The organism is Pseudoalteromonas sp. P1-9, assembly GCF_001399975.1.
In the GTDB taxonomy this organism is placed as follows: domain Bacteria; phylum Pseudomonadota; class Gammaproteobacteria; order Enterobacterales; family Alteromonadaceae; genus Pseudoalteromonas.
Map to the genome: position 1 here is coordinate 29566 of NZ_LKBD01000026.1, position 18005 is coordinate 47570.

At 40.7% G+C, this 18005-nt stretch carries 21 protein-coding genes; 14 read left to right on the forward strand and 7 right to left on the reverse strand.

Annotation, left to right across the window (positions count from 1 at the left end):
• Position 1: 1 nt before the first annotated feature.
• From AN214_RS15090 to AN214_RS15100, 3 genes are all read right to left on the reverse strand, one after another.
• Complete coding sequence (locus tag AN214_RS15090) at positions 2-667, reverse strand: SDR family oxidoreductase (RefSeq protein WP_054980478.1); 666 nt, start codon at positions 665-667, stop codon at positions 2-4.
• Positions 668-745: 78 nt separating this feature from the next.
• Positions 746-1522 (reverse strand): VOC family protein, encoded by a 777-nt coding sequence (locus AN214_RS15095; RefSeq protein WP_054980479.1) that lies wholly within the window; start codon positions 1520-1522, stop codon positions 746-748.
• 119 nt (positions 1523-1641) lie between these two features.
• Entirely contained in the window at positions 1642-3438 is a 1797-nt protein-coding gene (locus AN214_RS15100) for a methyl-accepting chemotaxis protein (protein WP_235576766.1), read from the reverse strand.
• A gap of 518 nt (positions 3439-3956) precedes the next feature.
• Between AN214_RS15100 and AN214_RS15105 the strand changes: the two genes are divergently transcribed.
• A complete protein-coding gene (locus tag AN214_RS15105) occupies positions 3957-4592 on the forward strand; it encodes a hypothetical protein (RefSeq protein ID WP_054980481.1) in 636 nt (211 codons plus the stop codon).
• Between the two features lie 140 nt (positions 4593-4732).
• Here AN214_RS15105 and AN214_RS15110 read toward each other — a convergent pair whose 3' ends face one another.
• The 4 genes from AN214_RS15110 to AN214_RS15125 form a co-directional block, all read right to left on the reverse strand.
• Positions 4733-5068, reverse strand: a complete 336-nt coding sequence (locus tag AN214_RS15110) for a hypothetical protein (protein WP_054980482.1) — start codon at positions 5066-5068, stop codon at positions 4733-4735.
• Between the two features lie 208 nt (positions 5069-5276).
• Positions 5277-6011 carry an MBL fold metallo-hydrolase gene (locus AN214_RS15115; protein WP_054980483.1) on the reverse strand — a complete coding sequence of 245 codons (735 nt, stop codon included), beginning with the start codon at positions 6009-6011 and terminating at the stop codon, positions 5277-5279.
• Positions 6008-6565: a chemotaxis protein gene (locus AN214_RS15120; RefSeq protein ID WP_235576767.1), complete on the reverse strand. Its 558-nt coding sequence runs from the start codon at positions 6563-6565 to the stop codon at positions 6008-6010. The genes AN214_RS15115 and AN214_RS15120 overlap by 4 nt, the downstream gene beginning before the upstream one ends.
• A gap of 309 nt (positions 6566-6874) precedes the next feature.
• On the reverse strand, positions 6875-7717 hold the full coding sequence (locus tag AN214_RS15125; RefSeq protein WP_054980485.1) for a DMT family transporter: 843 nt from the start codon (positions 7715-7717) through the stop codon (positions 6875-6877).
• Between the two features lie 76 nt (positions 7718-7793).
• Between AN214_RS15125 and AN214_RS15130 the strand changes: the two genes are divergently transcribed.
• From AN214_RS15130 to AN214_RS15190, 13 genes are all read left to right on the forward strand, one after another.
• Positions 7794-8354: an LON peptidase substrate-binding domain-containing protein gene (locus AN214_RS15130; protein ID WP_054980486.1), complete on the forward strand. Its 561-nt coding sequence runs from the start codon at positions 7794-7796 to the stop codon at positions 8352-8354.
• Between the two features lie 92 nt (positions 8355-8446).
• Positions 8447-9037, forward strand: a complete 591-nt coding sequence (locus tag AN214_RS15135; protein ID WP_021033051.1) for a sigma-70 family RNA polymerase sigma factor — start codon at positions 8447-8449, stop codon at positions 9035-9037.
• Entirely contained in the window at positions 9030-9698 is a 669-nt protein-coding gene (locus AN214_RS15140) for a ChrR family anti-sigma-E factor (protein ID WP_054980487.1), read from the forward strand. The genes AN214_RS15135 and AN214_RS15140 overlap by 8 nt, the downstream gene beginning before the upstream one ends.
• An 8-nt stretch (positions 9699-9706) precedes the next feature.
• The gene (locus tag AN214_RS15145; RefSeq protein ID WP_054980488.1) at positions 9707-10663 is read left to right on the forward strand and encodes a DUF1722 domain-containing protein; all 957 of its coding nucleotides are present in this window, start codon (positions 9707-9709) and stop codon (positions 10661-10663) included.
• The gene (gene phrB, locus AN214_RS15150) at positions 10664-12067 is read left to right on the forward strand and encodes a deoxyribodipyrimidine photo-lyase (RefSeq protein WP_054980489.1); all 1404 of its coding nucleotides are present in this window, start codon (positions 10664-10666) and stop codon (positions 12065-12067) included. It abuts the gene before it with no gap.
• Positions 12060-12491 carry a nuclear transport factor 2 family protein gene (locus AN214_RS15155; RefSeq protein WP_054980490.1) on the forward strand — a complete coding sequence of 144 codons (432 nt, stop codon included), beginning with the start codon at positions 12060-12062 and terminating at the stop codon, positions 12489-12491. Before phrB ends, AN214_RS15155 begins: the two co-directional genes overlap by 8 nt.
• A complete protein-coding gene (locus AN214_RS15160; RefSeq protein ID WP_054980491.1) occupies positions 12488-13210 on the forward strand; it encodes an SDR family NAD(P)-dependent oxidoreductase in 723 nt (240 codons plus the stop codon). The genes AN214_RS15155 and AN214_RS15160 overlap by 4 nt, the downstream gene beginning before the upstream one ends.
• A complete protein-coding gene (locus AN214_RS15165; RefSeq protein WP_054980492.1) occupies positions 13210-14460 on the forward strand; it encodes an NAD(P)/FAD-dependent oxidoreductase in 1251 nt (416 codons plus the stop codon). The genes AN214_RS15160 and AN214_RS15165 overlap by 1 nt, the downstream gene beginning before the upstream one ends.
• 2 nt (positions 14461-14462) lie before the next feature.
• Positions 14463-15188, forward strand: coding sequence for a DUF1365 domain-containing protein (locus tag AN214_RS15170; protein WP_171043772.1), 726 nt, complete (start codon positions 14463-14465; stop codon positions 15186-15188).
• Positions 15189-15190: 2 nt separating this feature from the next.
• Positions 15191-16465 carry a cyclopropane-fatty-acyl-phospholipid synthase family protein gene (locus tag AN214_RS15175; protein ID WP_054980493.1) on the forward strand — a complete coding sequence of 425 codons (1275 nt, stop codon included), beginning with the start codon at positions 15191-15193 and terminating at the stop codon, positions 16463-16465.
• Complete coding sequence (locus tag AN214_RS15180) at positions 16440-16940, forward strand: DUF2878 domain-containing protein (RefSeq protein WP_054980494.1); 501 nt, start codon at positions 16440-16442, stop codon at positions 16938-16940. The genes AN214_RS15175 and AN214_RS15180 overlap by 26 nt, the downstream gene beginning before the upstream one ends.
• Positions 16941-16953: 13 nt before the next feature.
• Positions 16954-17451 (forward strand): chalcone isomerase family protein, encoded by a 498-nt coding sequence (locus tag AN214_RS15185; RefSeq protein WP_054980515.1) that lies wholly within the window; start codon positions 16954-16956, stop codon positions 17449-17451.
• Positions 17448-17969, forward strand: coding sequence for a DUF3833 domain-containing protein (locus AN214_RS15190; RefSeq protein ID WP_054980495.1), 522 nt, complete (start codon positions 17448-17450; stop codon positions 17967-17969). The genes AN214_RS15185 and AN214_RS15190 overlap by 4 nt, the downstream gene beginning before the upstream one ends.
• Positions 17970-18005 lie beyond the last annotated feature (36 nt).

Genomic DNA, 18005 nt, shown 5'->3' on the forward strand with positions numbered 1-18005 from the left:
ATTACCAAGGCAACACTTCGCCATTCGAGTGCCAAAAAGTGCCTGTGTTATTTAAATTTAACTCATCAATACGCGTAATTAAACGACTAGCGGCAAGCTCAGGTGTGATATCGCCAGCAAAGCCTACCATTGCGGTTTGTACAAAACCTGGATGTAAAATTGCTAGGCTAATATCACGTGATGCGAGTTCAATCGCCATACTTTTACTCGCGGCATTAAGCGCGGCTTTTGACATGCGATAACCTATATATGCACCTGAGCCATTATCTTCAATTGACCCCATACGGCTTGTGATCATTGCCACTTTGCTGCCAGCACGCAAGTTTTTTTGCAGTGCATGCGTCACACGGACCGGCGCAACTGCATTTATATTAATTTGCTGCTCTAGGTTCGCAAAATCCATATTGCTTAGGCTTTCATTATGAAACACCCCCGCATTGTTTATTGCAATATCAATTGCCTGTTCACCAAGTTGCGTTGTTAGTTTGGCAATATCATCTGCATTTGCCACATCGACTCCCTCAATAACATTTGCACCACTTGCATTAAGTTTTTCACTTGCAGTGCGCACCACAGCAGTAACATTAAAACCTTGTGCAATATATTGCTCAACAAACGCAAGCCCGATACCACGGTTTGCGCCCGTAATAACCACATGTTGTGTCATAATTTTTTCCCAATAAAAAAGATACCAATAGACATTGGTATCTTTTATTTAAAATACAAGCCCTTGATAAACAGGTTGCTACATTTCAATCACAGATAAAAATCCGCCTTGTGGATCGTTGATCACACTAAAACGACCCACATTAGGCACGTCGGTTGCAGGTACGCATACGGTACCACCCAGCTCCTCTACTTTTGCTAAGGTTTCATCACAATTGGTTACTTGGAAGTAAGTCATCCAGTGTGCTGGCATATCGCCCCACTCTTCATTCATTTCCAGCATGCCCGCAATTTCTTCATCACCTAACGTAAAAATGGTGTATGGCATACCATCCATATCTTCAACCTTGTATTGCCAGCCGAATACAGATGAATAAAACTGTCGGCTTGCCTCGGCGTCTTTTGATGCAAGCTCGTTCCAACATACACTGCGCGCTTCGTTTTTGATTTGTGAACCACAATGCTGATTACCTTGCCATATCGCAAACATCGCTCCGTTAGGCTCAAAGAACATTGCCATGCGCCCTGCATCCATAACATCATGGGGACCAGCAATGACACGTGCACCTGCTTGCTTAGCTTTCTCAACCGTTTCATCAACATTATCTACCGCAATATAATTTAGCCAATGACTTGGGACTTTCTGCTCTAAACGCTCTGTTTCCATTTGGTACATGGCACCTATATCTTTGCCATTAAGTTGCAGCATGGTGTAATACAAATCATCACCTATCGGCTGATCATCATGTTGCCAGTCAAATAGTTGAGTATAAAATGCTTTCGCTGACGCCCAATCGCGAGAACATAATTCCGTCCAGCAAAATGTGCCTGCTTGGTGCTTTGTGTAACTTGCCATGTCTTTTTCCTTATTGTTTGTGAGCACTGTATTAAAGTTAACCAAGATATTCTAAAAAGCAATAAAAAAACGAGGCTATTACTAACCTCGCTTTTACTCTAACCATTTAATTTTTTTAGTTAAATTTTGAACCACTTTATTGCATTATCGAGCTCATCAGCTTGATGTGAAACCTGATTTGAGGCTTCAGAGTTAGCCAGTGAGCTATTTGCTAGTTCATCTGCATAGTCGCTAATTTGTACAATATTTTGGTTTATTTCTTGTGCCACGGTAGATTGCTGCTCAACCGCAACCGCAATGGTTGACGTCATCTCTGAGATTTCCTGAATATCAGCAATAATTTCCGCGAATGCTTTACCCGCTTTATCTGTTTGCTCAGCCGTTTCTAAACCCTGCGATTTACACAATCCAATACTGTCTACAATGTTCGCAGTGCTTGATTGCAAGTCGGTAATGATCTGCGTAATTTCTTGCGTTGACTCTTGGGTTTTCACCGCAAGTGAGCGAACTTCATCCGCAACAACCGCGAAACCTCGACCTTGCTCGCCCGCACGCGCGGCTTCAATCGCGGCATTTAACGCAAGCAAGTTAGTTTGCTCTGCGATACCACGAATAACCTCCATCACAGCGTTAATTGCATTGCTCTTTTCACGCAGTAAATTAACCTGCTCAGCAGATTCAACCAATTGATTACTCAATAAGGTCATTTGATCAACGGTTGTTTCTATTTGCTTCTGTCCAATCGTCGCATTTTGTGAAACTGTATCAACGCGGTTGGAGGTTGTTTCAGCATTAATCGCAATATCGTGCGCTACCGCGCCCATTTCAGTTACCGCACTTGCAACCGTTTCAACTTCCGATTTTTGCTGAACCAGTTGTTGACCACTCGATTCCACTACCTGCGCTACTCGAGTCGATTCAGTATTTACAATTTCAACCGAGTGATGAATGGTTTGTAGAACGGATAAAAACTTCGCCATTAATTCATTCACACTATCGGCCAACATCGCCAATTCATCATTACCGTGTTTGCGAACCTTAATCGACAAGTCACCCGAATGCGCAATGCGGTCAATATCGTTAATAACACTATCAATTGATGTTGTAACTGAGCGTGTGATGGTAAATAAAAAGCCAACTAATGCGAATGCCAGAATTAAACTCAATGCAATTTGCTGCACTTTAGCATCAGCGTAGATATCTTCTTGAATGGCCTCTAATTCAACCCCTAGCGCTTCAAGTGATATTTTTAGCTTATCTTCGGTTTCTGCAACTTGACTCTTTAGGCCTGTTGTTTGGTTAAAGCCAATTGCAAGATAACGCTCAGACGCTTTTAAAAAGGCATTTTGATACTGCTTTAATAAGCTGATTAAGTTTCTATCATTGCTGATAAGTAGCAACTTTTCTAACTCAGCAACCGTGCTGTTAATACGCGCAATGTATTTTTTGTCACCTCGCATAATGAAATCTTTTTCACTACGGCGTAGTTGTAGCACTAAAACACTGATATCTAGGCGATTAGTCGCTTTTGCTTGTTCTTCTAATTTATGAACGGCGCCGCGTAGTTCTTTACGCAAACCCACATTTTGGTTGTAACCATACTCAATATACAGTTCATCTAAACTGACAAAATCACGCTCTAATGTTGATAGCATTTCTTTTGTATCAGCAAGCGCACGTGGAGTTACATCAAATTCAGATAGTTTTTGTTGTAGTTTAGTTAAGGCTGAATCAGCCTCACCAACTCGATTAACTAATTCTTGACGGAAACCTGACGCGGGCTTCTCCAAAAATTTAACTTCAATACGCAATGTATCTGCGACAGCGCGCTCAGTAGCAATTAAATCTTCTGTAGCATCCACTAATACTTGCTTCTTCCCTGCAATATAAACATTTAATAACGTGAGAGCAGCCATTGAAACTACCGCGACCCCTGAAAGGATTTGCAACTTAGTTTTAATTTTTATGGCTTGAAACATTTTTACCTCTAAACTTCAGTGACGGTGGGGGAAATTGTATAAGGCTTGATTAAACAATTTATTGTTCTAACGCATATATGTTGTCGACTAAAAACAGCATAGCTTTAGAATATTTGTAACATTTATTTAATCGAGGCCATTTAATACCTAAATTAGACACAACACAACCCGTTTTTAAAAAACTTATTTCTGAATCAAACACCTATATTGCAAATGCAACAAACATAAATAACTTTAACTAATGCTAAATTGTTATTTTGTGAACTTCATCACAACGAGCGTTATTAACCTCATCTCAACGCTCTTTTGTTATGCTAAATGAATGTTATGCTAGAGCCTGTTGATTTTTGCTGCGCTATGCACACATGTGCTTTTTTAAGGCGTTACGAAAGATCACCTCATAACTTAATTTACAGCTCCCCCTGGGCTACCAAATAGAAATATGGAATTACACGATGAAATATAAATTTGCTTTGGCTGCACTCATTAGCAGCTTATTACCTGCTTCAGCACTTGCGGCGAGCAGCGCAAAAAATCTCGGCCCAGCGGTAGTTAAACCTGCACCACAAGTTAGCATTGCTAGCCACGACGCTTTTTTCGCTAAATTACGCGCTCATTGCGGTAAGGCATACCAAGGGAAAGTAACGGTTGATAACCAAGACAACGGTTCTTTCAGCGGTAAAAAATTAGTAATGCATGTGCGTAAATGCAGTGACACTGAACTACAAATTCCATTTCATGTTGGTGACGATGCATCACGCACATGGATTATTACCAAAACTGGTTCAGGTTTAAGTTTGAAGCACGACCACCGCATGAGTAACGGTGAATACGATGTATCAACCATGTATGGCGGCCATACAGTTGATGGTGGCTGGCAACACGCACAATCTTTTCCTGCCGATCAATACTCAAAAGAGTTATTTGTAAAACAAGGAATTCCACAATCAAATGGAAATACATGGCAAATTTTCATTTATCCAGAGACATATACCTATCGCTTAGTACGTGAAGGGCGCGAGTTTAGAGTAGACTTTGATTTAACTAACCCCATTACACCACCTGCTGCACCATGGGGCTATCAAGATTAACAGCGATACCCATTTTGCTAATTACGTAACCGGAAATAACGCGGGATGATGAAAAGCTAACAAAGTAGAATTTCCGCATGTAGTTAATCTACATCGAAAATTTTAACGCTGTTAGCATATTCTTTATTTCACTTGCATGATTAGTTACAGGTTAACTCAGCAACTAATGGGCCTGGATTTGCTCTAGGCTCTGTTGGGAACTTTTCAAACGCTTGAATTCCCGACACAAACTTAAGATTAAATTTATCGCTTTTACACAGCGCTGCGCTGTGGCGCAACATAAATACAGATTGTTTAGCAAACTCTTGATAACTGCCTTCTCGAATAGACAGCTTGTATTTGTTATCAGCCAACTGTGTTTGGCGATAATGCACTTTATGGTCAAAGTCATACAGCGCTTGTACTTTTCCTTGGTCTTTTGCATGTAATGCCAATGATGCAAACAATACAGCTAATCCAACTAAAACCCTTGTCATACCGTTTCCTTTAATCATATTCCTGAACTCAAAAACACATTACGTTTTAATTTACGTACTACTCATTATGCTGGTTCGCAATGAATCCCAAATTAATTCACACAAAAGGCAATATCAAAAAGCATTAGACAAGCGCGCTTTCACACTTTTTATTATAATATATCAGTAAGTTATGACTGTTTTTTAACTATAAGTTCAAGTTATCAACTTACGAATTCACTATACCAACTTCCAAATTATCAAACCACTCTAGAAACTCTTGTACTGCCTCACCTTTAAAGATCCGTCCGTGCTGTGGCGCCATCATGTCTATATCAAGTTCGCGTACGCGCGCAATCCAATTCTTTTTCGCACTATTAGATGGCATCCAGCGCTGGTGAAAGTAACGCATTTTATCGGCGTGTTTGGCAAAATCTTCAACAAACATGGGAGCATCGGGCTCTTCAAGCGCAGCGCCAATATCACCGCTCATCAGTATTTTGGCGTCAGCATCATAAACATGAAAGTTACCCGAGGAATGTAAAAAATGGGCTGGAATAAAACGAAACGTCACACCATCTAAGCGCAATTCTTGTCCTTCATCGGGAATCGACTTGTATTCAATATTATCCATACCAAAGTGGCGAATAAACCCTTCCCACAGCCAAGGCGCGTATAGCTTGGCATTTGGAATAGTTTTATCCCATAAACCCAGTGAAGAAATGATATCTGGGTCTTGGTGTGATGCAAATAAGGTGGTCACTTTCTCGAGTTCAGTATGACTTAATATGCCAGCTAACATCGCAGAAAATAGCTCTATGCCGCCTGGATCTAACAACATGGTTTGCTGGTTAGTCACAATCATATATTGGTTGGTATCAATTATTTTTTCTGATTTTCCCTGATCGCGGCCAAACACAATCCATTTGTGATGTTTACCTTGGTATAAATCGGTCGATTTCATTTAAATACCCTTTCTAACTCATCGAGTGTGCGGAGGTTAGTCTCTATCGCGCCTTTAATACGCATTGCAGCAGAGCTTATATAGTCTGAAACAGATTCCAAACTGGCACAAAACTCACCTGCCTGTGATGCTTCTACGCGCGACGTCACTGCTATGTATTCGGCTGCGCGCATTTGTTGTTCTATTTCTTCAAATTGCCACTGTAAGTTTTGCAGTTCATGTTTAAGCGCTGTCATGGCATCTTTCACTTGCCCTGTCGCCTTGTGATGTAATGCGCGACTTTGCGGATGCTCAAACAATGAAAGGCTATTAGCGAGGTGCTGCTCAAATTGACTAGCGCGCAAATGATGTAACGCGAGCCGAAATAACTGGCTGGCGTGTAAATTAATATGTTCTGTTGTTTGAATGGTGCGCCCGGAAAATTCGTTGATAAAATTGGTGATCGATTTGAAGCCTAAAGCAGCCTCTCCCGCCCTAATTGCGACAACTCTGGCGTTTTTGGAGGTAAGCGATAAGCTTTTTGCTTCAGTCAAAATCACTTCTAGCTGTGCCACAATTGTCGCCACGGTAACAAAGCACTTTATTTCCGGATGTTTTTTGATGCTATCCATAGAGATATTTAAAGCTCAAGTAAGTACTTTCAAATATAGGAAATAAAAAAGAATTTTGCCGAGAAAAATGTAAATTTAGATTAATTACAGGCATAAAAAAGGCTCACAGGGATGTGAGCCGAAAGTGCATCATCAACAACTAATGCTTCAGGGAAATATCTAAACAAGAAATCTCTTTCTTGTATTTCAATAGACACAGCCGTTTTGGGGAAGTTCAAAAAAATTTAAATTATTTTTATAAAATGATCTGTGTTACTCAGTTACAAAGCTAAATATTAATACTGAAAAGATAATAATCACGCCGTATATATACTGATATGGTTTCAGTTTTTCTCGCAAAAAAACGCTTCCTACAACCATCGCAGCCACAATGCCAATCGCACGCTTTACAGCCTCAACAATACTGGCATCTAAATATCTGAGCGCACTAAATTGCAGTAGTACCGCAGCTGCAAAACCACATAAGCCAATCGCCCAATAGATTTTACGCCCCCTTGGCAACAGCGCACTTTTTCGCCTAGTAACAAGCGAACAAAAAAGCACTAGCACCATAATTAAGTTAACCCACAATGCATGAAAACTCACCGATGTATGTGGTAATACAAATTGATCGAGGCAAATACAACCCGCCCAAGAAAATGCCGCGAGTAACATAAACCCGGCGCCTGGCTCTGTAATAGCAAACCCTTCACCAAGCAGCCGATACGTGGCGTAGGCGCAAATACCAATAATCGTATACGCCTGCCAACTAAGAATATTTGAAAACACGACTGCATTTAGTAGCGCTGCAATCAAAGGGGTCAGCGCGAGCATGGGCAGCAAAATAGAAAAACGACCACGCCCAAGCGCCGAAATAAAGGATACCGCACCAAGCGCTGCCAACAAGCCACTTAGACTGGCAAACACATAATAAACCATTACTTGAGGCAACTGGGAAGAACCAGTGGCGAGCCAAAAAGCCAAGTAAACCGGTAACGTGAACAAGCTAAAAACAAAACTTACTAGTAAAGGGCTGTTATTTTCAACCAGACGTTTTCGGCAAAAATCAAATAGTACCCACGCCAAACTTGCCAACAACAAAAACAACCAAGGCAAAGTAATCTCCTTGTAGATGGATCTTTTTTAGCAACAATACGTATAAGCATATTATGTTGTTCAAAATAAGCTACTTATGAATCTACCAGTATTTCCATTGCCAATATTTTTGTTGCCCGAAGGTGTAACTCGACTTCGTATTTTTGAGCCTCGCTATCTCAAAATGGTGTCGATTGCCTGCCAACAAAATGGTTTTGTGTTGTGTTTGTACGATCATCAAGCTGAGCTAAACGTGCCTAAACTCGGCGCCTGGGTCGATATTATTAACTTCTCCCAAGAAGGCGAATTGCTACATATTGATATCAAGGCGAAAAGCCTTGTGACCATCAAAAATGTAACGATGGATCAAGACAACTTGCGTTTCGCTGATTGCAGCGAAGTGCCTCACTGGCCTCAGCAAAGCGAACAACATCACCATTCAGTGCTCGCCGCTAAGCTACATCATGTGTTTGAAGAATTTCCTGAGCAGGCATCTTTATATCCTGAACCAAAGTTTGACGATATTAACTGGGTTTGTGCGCGGTTTTTAGAAATTTTGCCGCTGTCTTTCGAGAAAAAACAACTCTTTACTAACGCAGATAGTTTTACTCAAGCCGATGATTTTTTAAAAACTATTATTTTAGGTCAAGAAAACTGATCGCTTTTGTGATTACAGCGTATTGTCTACTATGATTTTATTGTCAGAGCGCTATGATGATATCAACAACAACCAATAATCACCGATCTTCGATGAAGCAAAACGCAAATTTAGATGGGCAAGAAATTGACAGCAAAACGCTATCTAGCTGGTTAAATGACATAGCTGAGAGGCGAGACAAGCAATCCTTCGCGTCTCTGTTTAAATGGTTTTCTCCAAAAATTTTAGGTTTTGGTAGAAAGCAATTTAACAACCCTGTTATGGCTTCAGAATTACTGCAAGAAACAATGACTAACGTTTGGCGTAAGGCTCATCTTTATAATCCAGAGAAAGGCGCTGCGACAACGTGGGTTTACACAGTAATGCGAAATATTAGTTTTGATATGTTGCGCAAAGTTCAAGCTAATCACGAAGACACACTAAGCGATGATATTTGGCCATTAGCAGAAGCGCAAAATTCAGATGAGCACGTGTTTGCCGACCACTTAATGGATAAGCAAATCGCGCAATATTTAAACCGCCTTCCTGATAATCAAAGACAAATTATTCAAGGCGTATATTTTCAAGATTTATCGCAAGAGCAATTAGCAAAAAATTTAAGCATTCCGTTAGGAACCGTTAAATCGCGACTGCGTTTAGCCCTAACAAAATTGAGACAGCACATAGGAGCAGACAATGATTAAGCACCATCCACAACTTTCACTGCTCAAAACCTATTGTGCGGGTGAATTACCAGCCTCTATTTCTGTCGTTATAGCTGCACATATTGAATTGTGCCCGCATTGCCAACAGCAAGTAGAAGCACTGACTGCTGAGGCAGCAAAAGGCGCGTTTACGTACACTAGTAACGACACTGACAACAGTGATTATTTGTCAGATATCGATTTAGATGCGTTAATCAACGATATTACGCTTGATGACAGCCTAGATCATGTTGTTGCAGCGCAACCGATTGAGTTATCACTGAAAGAAAATAGCTATTACTTGCCTCAAGTGTTGAAAAATTTAGAGCTAAGTAGCTGGGCTAATTTAGGCAAGCTATCACGTTCGCGCATTGGGTTAGAAGACGCCAATTTACATACTAGCTTGTTGCACATCGACAGCGGCGGTTCAGTACCCGAACATACTCACAATGGTTTTGAAATTACACTATTATTAGATGGTAGTTTTAAAGACGATATGGGTGAGTATCATAGAGGCGACTTTATTTGGTTAGACGGAAAACATACACATAATCCAATTACAGAACATGGTTGCCTGTGCTTAACTGTTTCAAGTGATTCGCTGCACTTTACACAAGGCCTAAGCAAGTTACTTAATCCAATCGGTAAATTTATTTACTAGGAGGGAGCATGGTTACAGATAAGGATAAAATTATACTTGGTATTAGCGCCTGCTTAACAGGTGACCAAGTACGCTTTGACAAAAGTCATAAAAAATCTGATTTTTGCGTTAACCAGCTAGGAAAGTTTGTCGAGTACCAAAAGTTTTGCCCTGAGGTTGCGGTTGGGTTGCCTGTGCCGCGCCCTACTATTAGGCAAATTAAGCGCGACGATATGATCCATGTTTCACGTCCCGATGGCAGCATGGACGTTACACTAAAAATGAACGAATACGCTGAAAGATCCGCGAGTAAAATGTCGCATTTAAGTGGTTTTGTGTTTATGAAGGGCAGCCCAAGTTGCGGTATGGAACGTGTCAAAGTTTATTATGAGCACGGAAAAGGTTGTGAACACGATGGCGTTGGTTTATTTGCTAAGCAAGTAATGGCACTTAACCCAAATCTACCCTGTGAAGAAAATGGCCGCCTTAACGACCCGCACCTACGCGAAAATTTTGTACTGCGCGTGTTTACCTACAAAAAATGGCAAAACCTTGTGGCATCGGGACTTACGATACACAAGTTGACGACGTTTCATGGTCAACAAAAGTATTTAGTTATGAGCCATAATGTAGCAGCGTATAAAGCCCTCGGCAGATTGCTTGGTGAAGAAAACGATTTACCAGTGGAACAATTAGCCGATAAATACATTACGATGTTAATGCAGGCTCTTAAAAAGCCCGCATCCCGAAAAAATCACACGAATACCTTGCAACACCTTCAAGGTTATTTTAAAAAGCATCTAACTAAGCAGAATAAACAAGAACTTAGTGAAAACATTATCGCTTATCACGATGGTTTAGTGCCGTTAATGGTGCCACTCACTTTGATCAACCATCATTTGCAAACTTACCCAAATGATTATTTGGCAAATCAAGCTTATTTAGACCCTTATCCAAAGGATTTAAGGCTCAGATACGGATTATAAATGAGTACTCTTTACTGGATTAGACGGGATTTTCGTTTAGACGATAATCCCGCTTTATTTTATGCGTTACAACAAAATTGCCAGCATGCGGTTTTTATTACTGCCTATGAAACTTGGCAAACTCACAATCATTCAGGCATTCAAATTGATTTTATAGAGCGTCATTTAAATTGGTTTAGCGACCAGCTTACCAAGCTCGGAATTAAAGTGAGCTTTATTGAGTGCGATACGTTTGAGCAACAAATTGCCCAACTATCAGAGTTTTGCCAAGAAAATGACATTACTTCGGTGGTAGCTAATAGCGAACCGGAATTACGCGAAAAAATACGTGACAACAAAGCTGCGCAGCGACTAGAGCTAACGCTATACGATGCTGACACCATTTTGCCTTATGGCGCAGTGCTTAATAAACAAAATGAAATGTTCAAAGTTTTTACGCCATACAAAAAAGCATGGGTAAAAACGCTGCAGCAGCATGGCTTTAACCAAAATTATCTTGCAGCAATTAAACAAAGTGAAGAAAGCCCTCATCAAGCCAGTAACATTACATTTAATTATGCCAAGCAAGATTCAAGTAAATGGCCTTTGGCACACGAGTTTATGCAACACGTGTTACCTCGCTTTTTAAATGATAAAGTTATCGACTACGCGCGCGATCGGGATTTCCCAGCAATTAAAGGTACAAGTGGTATTTCACCTTACTTAACCATTGGCGCAATTAGCCCTAAAAGGGTTTTATACGATCTATTGTCCTATTACCCGCACATACTTGAAGATGTAAAAGCGCCTATTTTTACTTGGCTAAACGAGCTAATTTGGCGTGAGTTTTATCGCAACTTGCTGCTGTCATTTCCAAATCTAAACAAATTGCACGACTTTCAAGGCAAATTTAAAGGCTTCGACTGGCCGAATGATCACGCTAAATTTACCGCTTGGTGTGAGGCAAAAACCGGATTTCCGATCGTTGATGCCGCTATGCGCCAGTTAAAGCAAACAGGTTGGATGCATAACCGCCTGCGTATGATTGTAGCAAGCTTTTTAACCAAACATTTATTGGTTGATTGGCGCTTAGGTGAAGCTTTTTTTATGCAGCACCTTATTGATGGCGACCTTGCCGCCAATAGCGGTGGCTGGCAATGGGCAGCAGGCACCGGCTGCGATGCACAACCCTATTTCAGAATTTTTAACCCAATAACGCAAAGTGAAAAGTTTGATCCTGACGGCAGCTTTATTCGTAAGTATTTACCAGAACTTGAGAATGTACCGCTTAAGTATATTCATCAACCACAAACCTATTTAAATTCGGTTGGCAATCACAGCTACTGGCCACAACTGGTAGATTTAAAAGAAGCCCGCTTACAGGCACTTGATTATTATCAGAAAGAGTTAAATAACGATGAGTAACACACAGCATATTGATGACTTTTTAACTATGTACAACAAGTTGGACCGCGCCAGCTTGTCGCTACTGGCTAATATTTATCATCAAGATGTTGTGTTTATTGACCCACTACACCGCATTGATGGCCTATCTGCACTTACCAAGTATTTTTCTAATCTGTACGAAAACTTAGACGCTGGGCGTTTTGAAATGAAAAAGGTACTGCAACAAGATAATGCCGTTAGCCTCTACTGGACCATGTACTTCTCGCATAGCAAAATTAAAGCAGGCAAAGAAGTGTCATTTGACGGCAACAGTTACCTTGAGTATCAAGACGACAAAGTCATTTTTCACCGCGATTATTTCAACGCTGCCGATATGCTTTATCAACATATTCCTGTGCTTGGCGGGTTAATAAATCTCGTTAAAAAGCGTGCCACCGCATGAATACGATACTAATTACAGGTGCATCATCAGGCATTGGTGAATCACTTGCTAAATACTACGCGACTCAAGGTTTTACTGTATACGCGTGTGGACGCAACCAAGAAAAACTCGATAAGCTCACAAGTAAATTTAACAGCATCATACCGCTGGTTTTTGATCTAAATGACAAGCAAGCAATATTTAGCGCGTTAGACAAAAACATCAAACTCGATCAAATCATATTAAATGCGGGTACCTGTGAATATATAGATAACGCAAAACAATTTGATGGTGATTTGTTTGCCCGCGTGATCAACACCAACCTTATTTCTGTTGGTTATTGTTTAGAGGCGTGGTTACCGCAGTTAAATACGGGCGGGCAACTTGGTTTAATGAGTTCAAGTGCTGTTTATGTGCCGCTTACCCGCTCACAAGCCTACGGTGCGTCAAAAGCTGGCGTAAGCTATTTAGCGAAAACTCTAAGCATTGATTTGGCACGCCATAAGATTGGGGTCAGTACAATTCACCCAGGATTTGTTGCGACACCTTTAACCGATAAAAATGATTTCCCGATGCCAAGCCGTATTACCAGTGAACAAGCAGCGCAGGCAATCTATCGAGGTATGAAAAAAAAACACTACGATATTCATTTTCCCAAACGCTTTACCTTAGTACTTAAAACACTCGCACTGTTACCGTTTTTTATCTGGCGCAAACTTGCTATTAGGATGACAAAATAATGAAAAGAATAGCCATTATTGGCAGTGGTATCTCAGGCTTAACCTGCGCTTATTTACTATCAAAGAAGTACGATATTACTCTATTTGAAAAAAACGACTACATTGGCGGACACACAGCCACTGTTGATATTGAACATAACGGCGAAAAGCACGCGATTGATACCGGCTTTATTGTTTGTAATAACAAAACATACCCTAATTTTTTAAAGCTATTATCGCAGATTGGGGTTGCTTACAAAGATACTGAAATGAGCTTTAGCGTGCACAATGTGCAAAGCCAAATGGAATATAATGGCCACGGCCTTAATTCATTATTTGCACAGCGCTCAAATATTTTTAAACCTCGTTTTTGGTTGCTAATCAAAGATATTCTACGCTTCAATAAACTCTGTAAGCAGCTACATCAAACCGATATAGATCCAGCGCTCACGCTCGGCGACTTTTTAGACCAACACGCCTTTAGCGATTTCTTTTGCCAGCATTATATTTTGCCGATGGGTGCAGCTATTTGGTCCACCAGCTTACAAGAAATGCGAGACTTCGAGCTGAAATTCTTTGTTCGCTTTTTTTATAACCACGGCTTATTAAATATCAGCGATAGACCGCAATGGCATGTTATAAAAGGCGGCTCGCGAGAATACATTAAGCCATTAACGCGCCGCTTTGCCGATAAAATTCGCCTCAACAGCGATATTAAGCAAGTTACGCGCGGTAATAACGGTATTTCTTTAGAATTTGCAGATGGTACAACTCAAATATTCGATGACGTTGTATTTGCCTGTCATTCCGATCAAGCATTAAAACTGCTAGGCAATGCGAGCGAGCAAGAAAAATCAGTACTCGGTAATATTCCTTACAGCAAGAATGAAGTAGTACTGCATACCGACATAAACATGTTGCCCAAACGTCAACTTGCGTGGGCAAGCTGGAATTACCGTTTAGACAATAATAATCCAAGACCCGCTGCAGTAACCTATAATATGAACATATTACAGGGACTTAAAACGGATACGACTTACTGTGTTACGCTCAATCAAACTGAACAAATTGATAAAAGCAAAATTTTACGCAGCTTTGTTTACCATCACCCAGTGTTTAATAAACAAAGTATGGCGGCACAGCAGCAACGAGACACAATCTGCGGCACTAATCACACACACTTTTGCGGTGCGTACTGGTATAACGGATTTCATGAAGATGGCGTTCGCAGTGCGCTCGACGTATGTAAACGCTTTGATTGCGAACTATAACTATGAATAGCGGCATATACTGCGGACAAGTAAGGCATAGACGCTTTTCTCCTAAGCAACATGCCTTTAGCTATAGCATGTATATGCTGGCACTTGATTTAGACGAACTAGACTTAGTCGCCACAACTAGCCGTTTATTTAGCCTTAAAAAATTCGCACCAATTAGCTTTTTTCAAGACGATTATATTAAAGGTGAACCGGGCAACTTAAAGCAACGTATTGCCAGTAAAGTTACACAGTTAGGTGGTAACTGGGATGGCACAAAAGTAACGTTTATGGGGCAATGCCGAAATTTCGGTATCTATTTTAGCCCTGCAAATTTTTTCTTTTGTTACGACCAAGATAATGTGTGTACAACCATGTTAGTTGAAGTTTCGAATACGCCTTGGTTAGAGCGACACTACTATGTAGTGGATATTTCTAAACAACAACGCATGGATAAAACATTTCATGTGTCGCCGTTTATGGATTTGGATATGCAATATGTATGGCGCGTAAAAGCGCCACAAGAAAAAGTACTTATTCATATCGAAAACCATAAATCAGAGAAAGTGTTTGACGCCACAGTAGCATTATCACGCTGCGAATTTTCGCGCAGAAATATGCTTAAAACATGGCTTAGTACGCCAGCAATGACACTAAAAGTAGTCGCTGGCATTTACTGGCAAGCACTTAAGCTTTTTGCCAAACGCATCCCATTTATTGCGCACCCAAACGCGAGAGGATAATTATGGAGCAGCAAAGTACCAGCTCAACCAATCTAACGCAGGAAAACGAGTTATCGTGGTTTACATCACGCTGTCGTTCACTCGTTTTAAACGCACTGAATCAAATTGAAAATGCCGGCGTAGAAATTGAAGAAAACGGTCAGATTACTTTTCTAGGTAACCAAGACAGTGAACTACGAGGCAAGTTAATAGTGCTTGATCCAAGCCTATATATCGATTTTATTAAAGGCGGTAGCATTGCAGCAGCAGAAGGCTACCTCAACAAGAAATGGACATCGCCTAACTTAACCGAGTTAATTCGTGTTTTTGCCCGTAGTAGCAGTACGCTTGACCAGGTAGAATCTAAAAAATCGCTGTTAACTAAAATTAAAAACTTTTTGTTTCACTGGGGCAATGCCAATACACAATCTGGCTCAAAGAAAAACATTCTCGCCCATTATGATTTAGGTAACGAGCTCTACACCCGCTTTTTAGATAGCACTATGATGTACTCAAGCGCCATCTATTCAAATGAAGCGACTGACTTACATTCAGCACAACTTAATAAATTAAAAACTATTTGTGACAAGCTTAAACTTTCTGAAAGTGACCATTTGATTGAAATCGGTACCGGCTGGGGCGGATTCGCTATTTTTGCCGCTAAGAATTATGGCTGTAAGGTTACTACAACCACAATCTCTGATGCGCAATACGAGTACGCCGTCGAAAAAGTAAAAGCCGAAGGGTTAGAAGATAAAATCACATTACTGAAAAAAGATTATCGCTTACTGGAAGGTAAATACGATAAGCTGGTTTCAATCGAAATGATTGAAGCAGTTGGTCATAAGTTTATGGCGGAGTTTTTTGCTAAATGTAACAGCCTGCTGAAAGACTCAGGCCTAATGCTCATCCAAGCAATTACCATTTTAGATGCCCGTTACGAACACTACCGTAATAATGTTGATTTTATTCAACGTTATATTTTTCCGGGCGGCTGTTTACCGTCTAATGCGGTGATGAATCAGCACATTGCCGAACAAACTAATATGATGATCGATAACGTGGAAGACATTGGCTTACATTATGCGCGAACACTTTACGACTGGCGCATGAAATTTGATAACGCTTGGTCAGAGTTAACTCAATTTGGTTTTGATGAGCAATTTAAGCGCCTGTGGCATTTCTACTTATGTTATTGCGAAGGCGCATTCATTGAGCGCGTGATCAGTACCCACCAGCTTGTTATGCGAAAGCCTCAGTATCGCGATAATTATGACCAACAAATTTTGGCTTACTAACCTTGTTTTATTTCAGCTAGCTTGGTTTTGCTGTGCGCTACTCACAGCAAATGCCAGCTGGCTGACTCCATTAATCGTTACCCTTCACTTTGCGTTATCGCCAACAAAACGAAGCGACGTAAAGCTATTACCCTTTGCCCTCTTTGGTTGTGTGATTGATTACATACTGTTTCAACTAAATGTGATTAGTTTTGCCGCCGCTCAATTCCCACTTTGGCTGCTATGCCTATGGGTTATGTTTGTACTTTCAATTAATCATTCATTAAGTTGGTTAGGTAATTGTAAGCTATGGCTAGTTGCCATCATTGGCGCATCTGGCGGTGCACTGAGTTACCTTGGTGCACTTAATTTTTCTGCCATCACCACATCTTTAAGCCGACTGTCACTCTTTACTGTGTACGCAATTATTTGGGCACTACTGCTGCCCGCATTGATCGTTTTTAAACAAAGGCTCGTAGAATCTAAACACAACTAACTGGATGTTAGCCATGTTTAAAACATTACTATTTGCGACCTTTTTATTCGCCCCAAGCCTGTTTGCGATACAAACAAACCAACTCACTAAATACGGTGAAGGTGAGATGAAAGTGCTATTTTGGCACTTATACAAAGCCGAACTATTTGGCAGTAAAACGCGTTACTCATTTGACGACGCTAAACTCGCGCTGAAAATCACTTATTACCGAGATATAGACAAAGAGGACTTAATAGAAGCAACTGCAGACCAATGGCAACACATTGGCGTGACCCATCAAAATATACCCAAGTGGCTAGTTCAACTCGCTACTATTTGGCCTAACATTAAAGAGAATGACATGTTGATTGTGACGCGCAATGAAGACAACAGCGCAAGCTTTTTCAATCATCAAGGGCTTTTAGGCACAGTTAACGATCCAGACTTTGGCGATGCCTTCTTAAATATTTGGTTATCAGAAAAAACCACTCGCCCAAAGTTGCGGGCAAAACTTGTTGGAGATAAAAAATGAAACACTTGCTAATTATGGCACTAACCATATTAATTTCAGCATGTTCAAGCCCAGATATTAACGATTACACAGGCACATCTCCCGAACTTAAATTAGAGCGATTCTTTAACGGTAAATTAACTGCTCACGGTGTAGTGCTTGACCGCTCAGGGGCGTTAACACGACGCTTTAGTGTTGATTTACTGGGTACGTGGCAAGAAGATAAAGGCAAACTCGAAGAATGGTTTGTCTATGACGACGGGGAAAAACAAACACGCACTTGGTATTTAGAAAATTTAGGCGACGGCAATTACAAAGGCACCGCCAATGATGTGGTAGGCACAGCGATGGGCATGGCAAAAGGCTCAGCACTTTATTGGCGTTATCAATTAGTAATTGACTACCAAGGCGAACCGCTCGAAGTCACACTAGACGATTGGATGTTTTTGATTAATGAAAAACGTCTGATCAATCGCACCGAAATTATTAAGTTTGGTATCAAAGTAGGTGAAGTCATTCTTACTATCGAAAAAGAGTAGTAAGTAGGTGTTAGATGCTTCAGCCCAAGCTAAAGC

What these genes read in the sequence shown, in the direction of transcription:
- AN214_RS15090 (WP_054980478.1), bottom strand. Translation starts at nt 667, where the DNA reads ATGACACAACATGTGGTTATTACGGGCGCAAACCGTGGTATCGGGCTT.
- AN214_RS15095 (WP_054980479.1), bottom strand. Translation starts at nt 1,522, where the DNA reads ATGGCAAGTTACACAAAGCACCAAGCAGGCACATTTTGCTGGACGGAA.
- AN214_RS15100 (WP_235576766.1), bottom strand. Translation starts at nt 3,438, where the DNA reads ATGGCTGCTCTCACGTTATTAAATGTTTATATTGCAGGGAAGAAGCAA.
- AN214_RS15105 (WP_054980481.1), top strand. Translation starts at nt 3,957, where the DNA reads ATGAAATATAAATTTGCTTTGGCTGCACTCATTAGCAGCTTATTACCT.
- AN214_RS15110 (WP_054980482.1), bottom strand. Translation starts at nt 5,068, where the DNA reads ATGACAAGGGTTTTAGTTGGATTAGCTGTATTGTTTGCATCATTGGCA.
- AN214_RS15115 (WP_054980483.1), bottom strand. Translation starts at nt 6,011, where the DNA reads ATGAAATCGACCGATTTATACCAAGGTAAACATCACAAATGGATTGTG.
- AN214_RS15130 (WP_054980486.1), top strand. Translation starts at nt 7,794, where the DNA reads ATGAATCTACCAGTATTTCCATTGCCAATATTTTTGTTGCCCGAAGGT.
- AN214_RS15135 (WP_021033051.1), top strand. Translation starts at nt 8,447, where the DNA reads ATGAAGCAAAACGCAAATTTAGATGGGCAAGAAATTGACAGCAAAACG.
- AN214_RS15140 (WP_054980487.1), top strand. Translation starts at nt 9,030, where the DNA reads ATGATTAAGCACCATCCACAACTTTCACTGCTCAAAACCTATTGTGCG.
- AN214_RS15145 (WP_054980488.1), top strand. Translation starts at nt 9,707, where the DNA reads ATGGTTACAGATAAGGATAAAATTATACTTGGTATTAGCGCCTGCTTA.
- phrB (WP_054980489.1), top strand. Translation starts at nt 10,664, where the DNA reads ATGAGTACTCTTTACTGGATTAGACGGGATTTTCGTTTAGACGATAAT.
- AN214_RS15155 (WP_054980490.1), top strand. Translation starts at nt 12,060, where the DNA reads ATGAGTAACACACAGCATATTGATGACTTTTTAACTATGTACAACAAG.
- AN214_RS15160 (WP_054980491.1), top strand. Translation starts at nt 12,488, where the DNA reads ATGAATACGATACTAATTACAGGTGCATCATCAGGCATTGGTGAATCA.
- AN214_RS15165 (WP_054980492.1), top strand. Translation starts at nt 13,210, where the DNA reads ATGAAAAGAATAGCCATTATTGGCAGTGGTATCTCAGGCTTAACCTGC.
- AN214_RS15170 (WP_171043772.1), top strand. Translation starts at nt 14,463, where the DNA reads ATGAATAGCGGCATATACTGCGGACAAGTAAGGCATAGACGCTTTTCT.
- AN214_RS15175 (WP_054980493.1), top strand. Translation starts at nt 15,191, where the DNA reads ATGGAGCAGCAAAGTACCAGCTCAACCAATCTAACGCAGGAAAACGAG.
- AN214_RS15180 (WP_054980494.1), top strand. Translation starts at nt 16,440, where the DNA reads ATGACCAACAAATTTTGGCTTACTAACCTTGTTTTATTTCAGCTAGCT.
- AN214_RS15185 (WP_054980515.1), top strand. Translation starts at nt 16,954, where the DNA reads ATGTTTAAAACATTACTATTTGCGACCTTTTTATTCGCCCCAAGCCTG.
- AN214_RS15190 (WP_054980495.1), top strand. Translation starts at nt 17,448, where the DNA reads ATGAAACACTTGCTAATTATGGCACTAACCATATTAATTTCAGCATGT.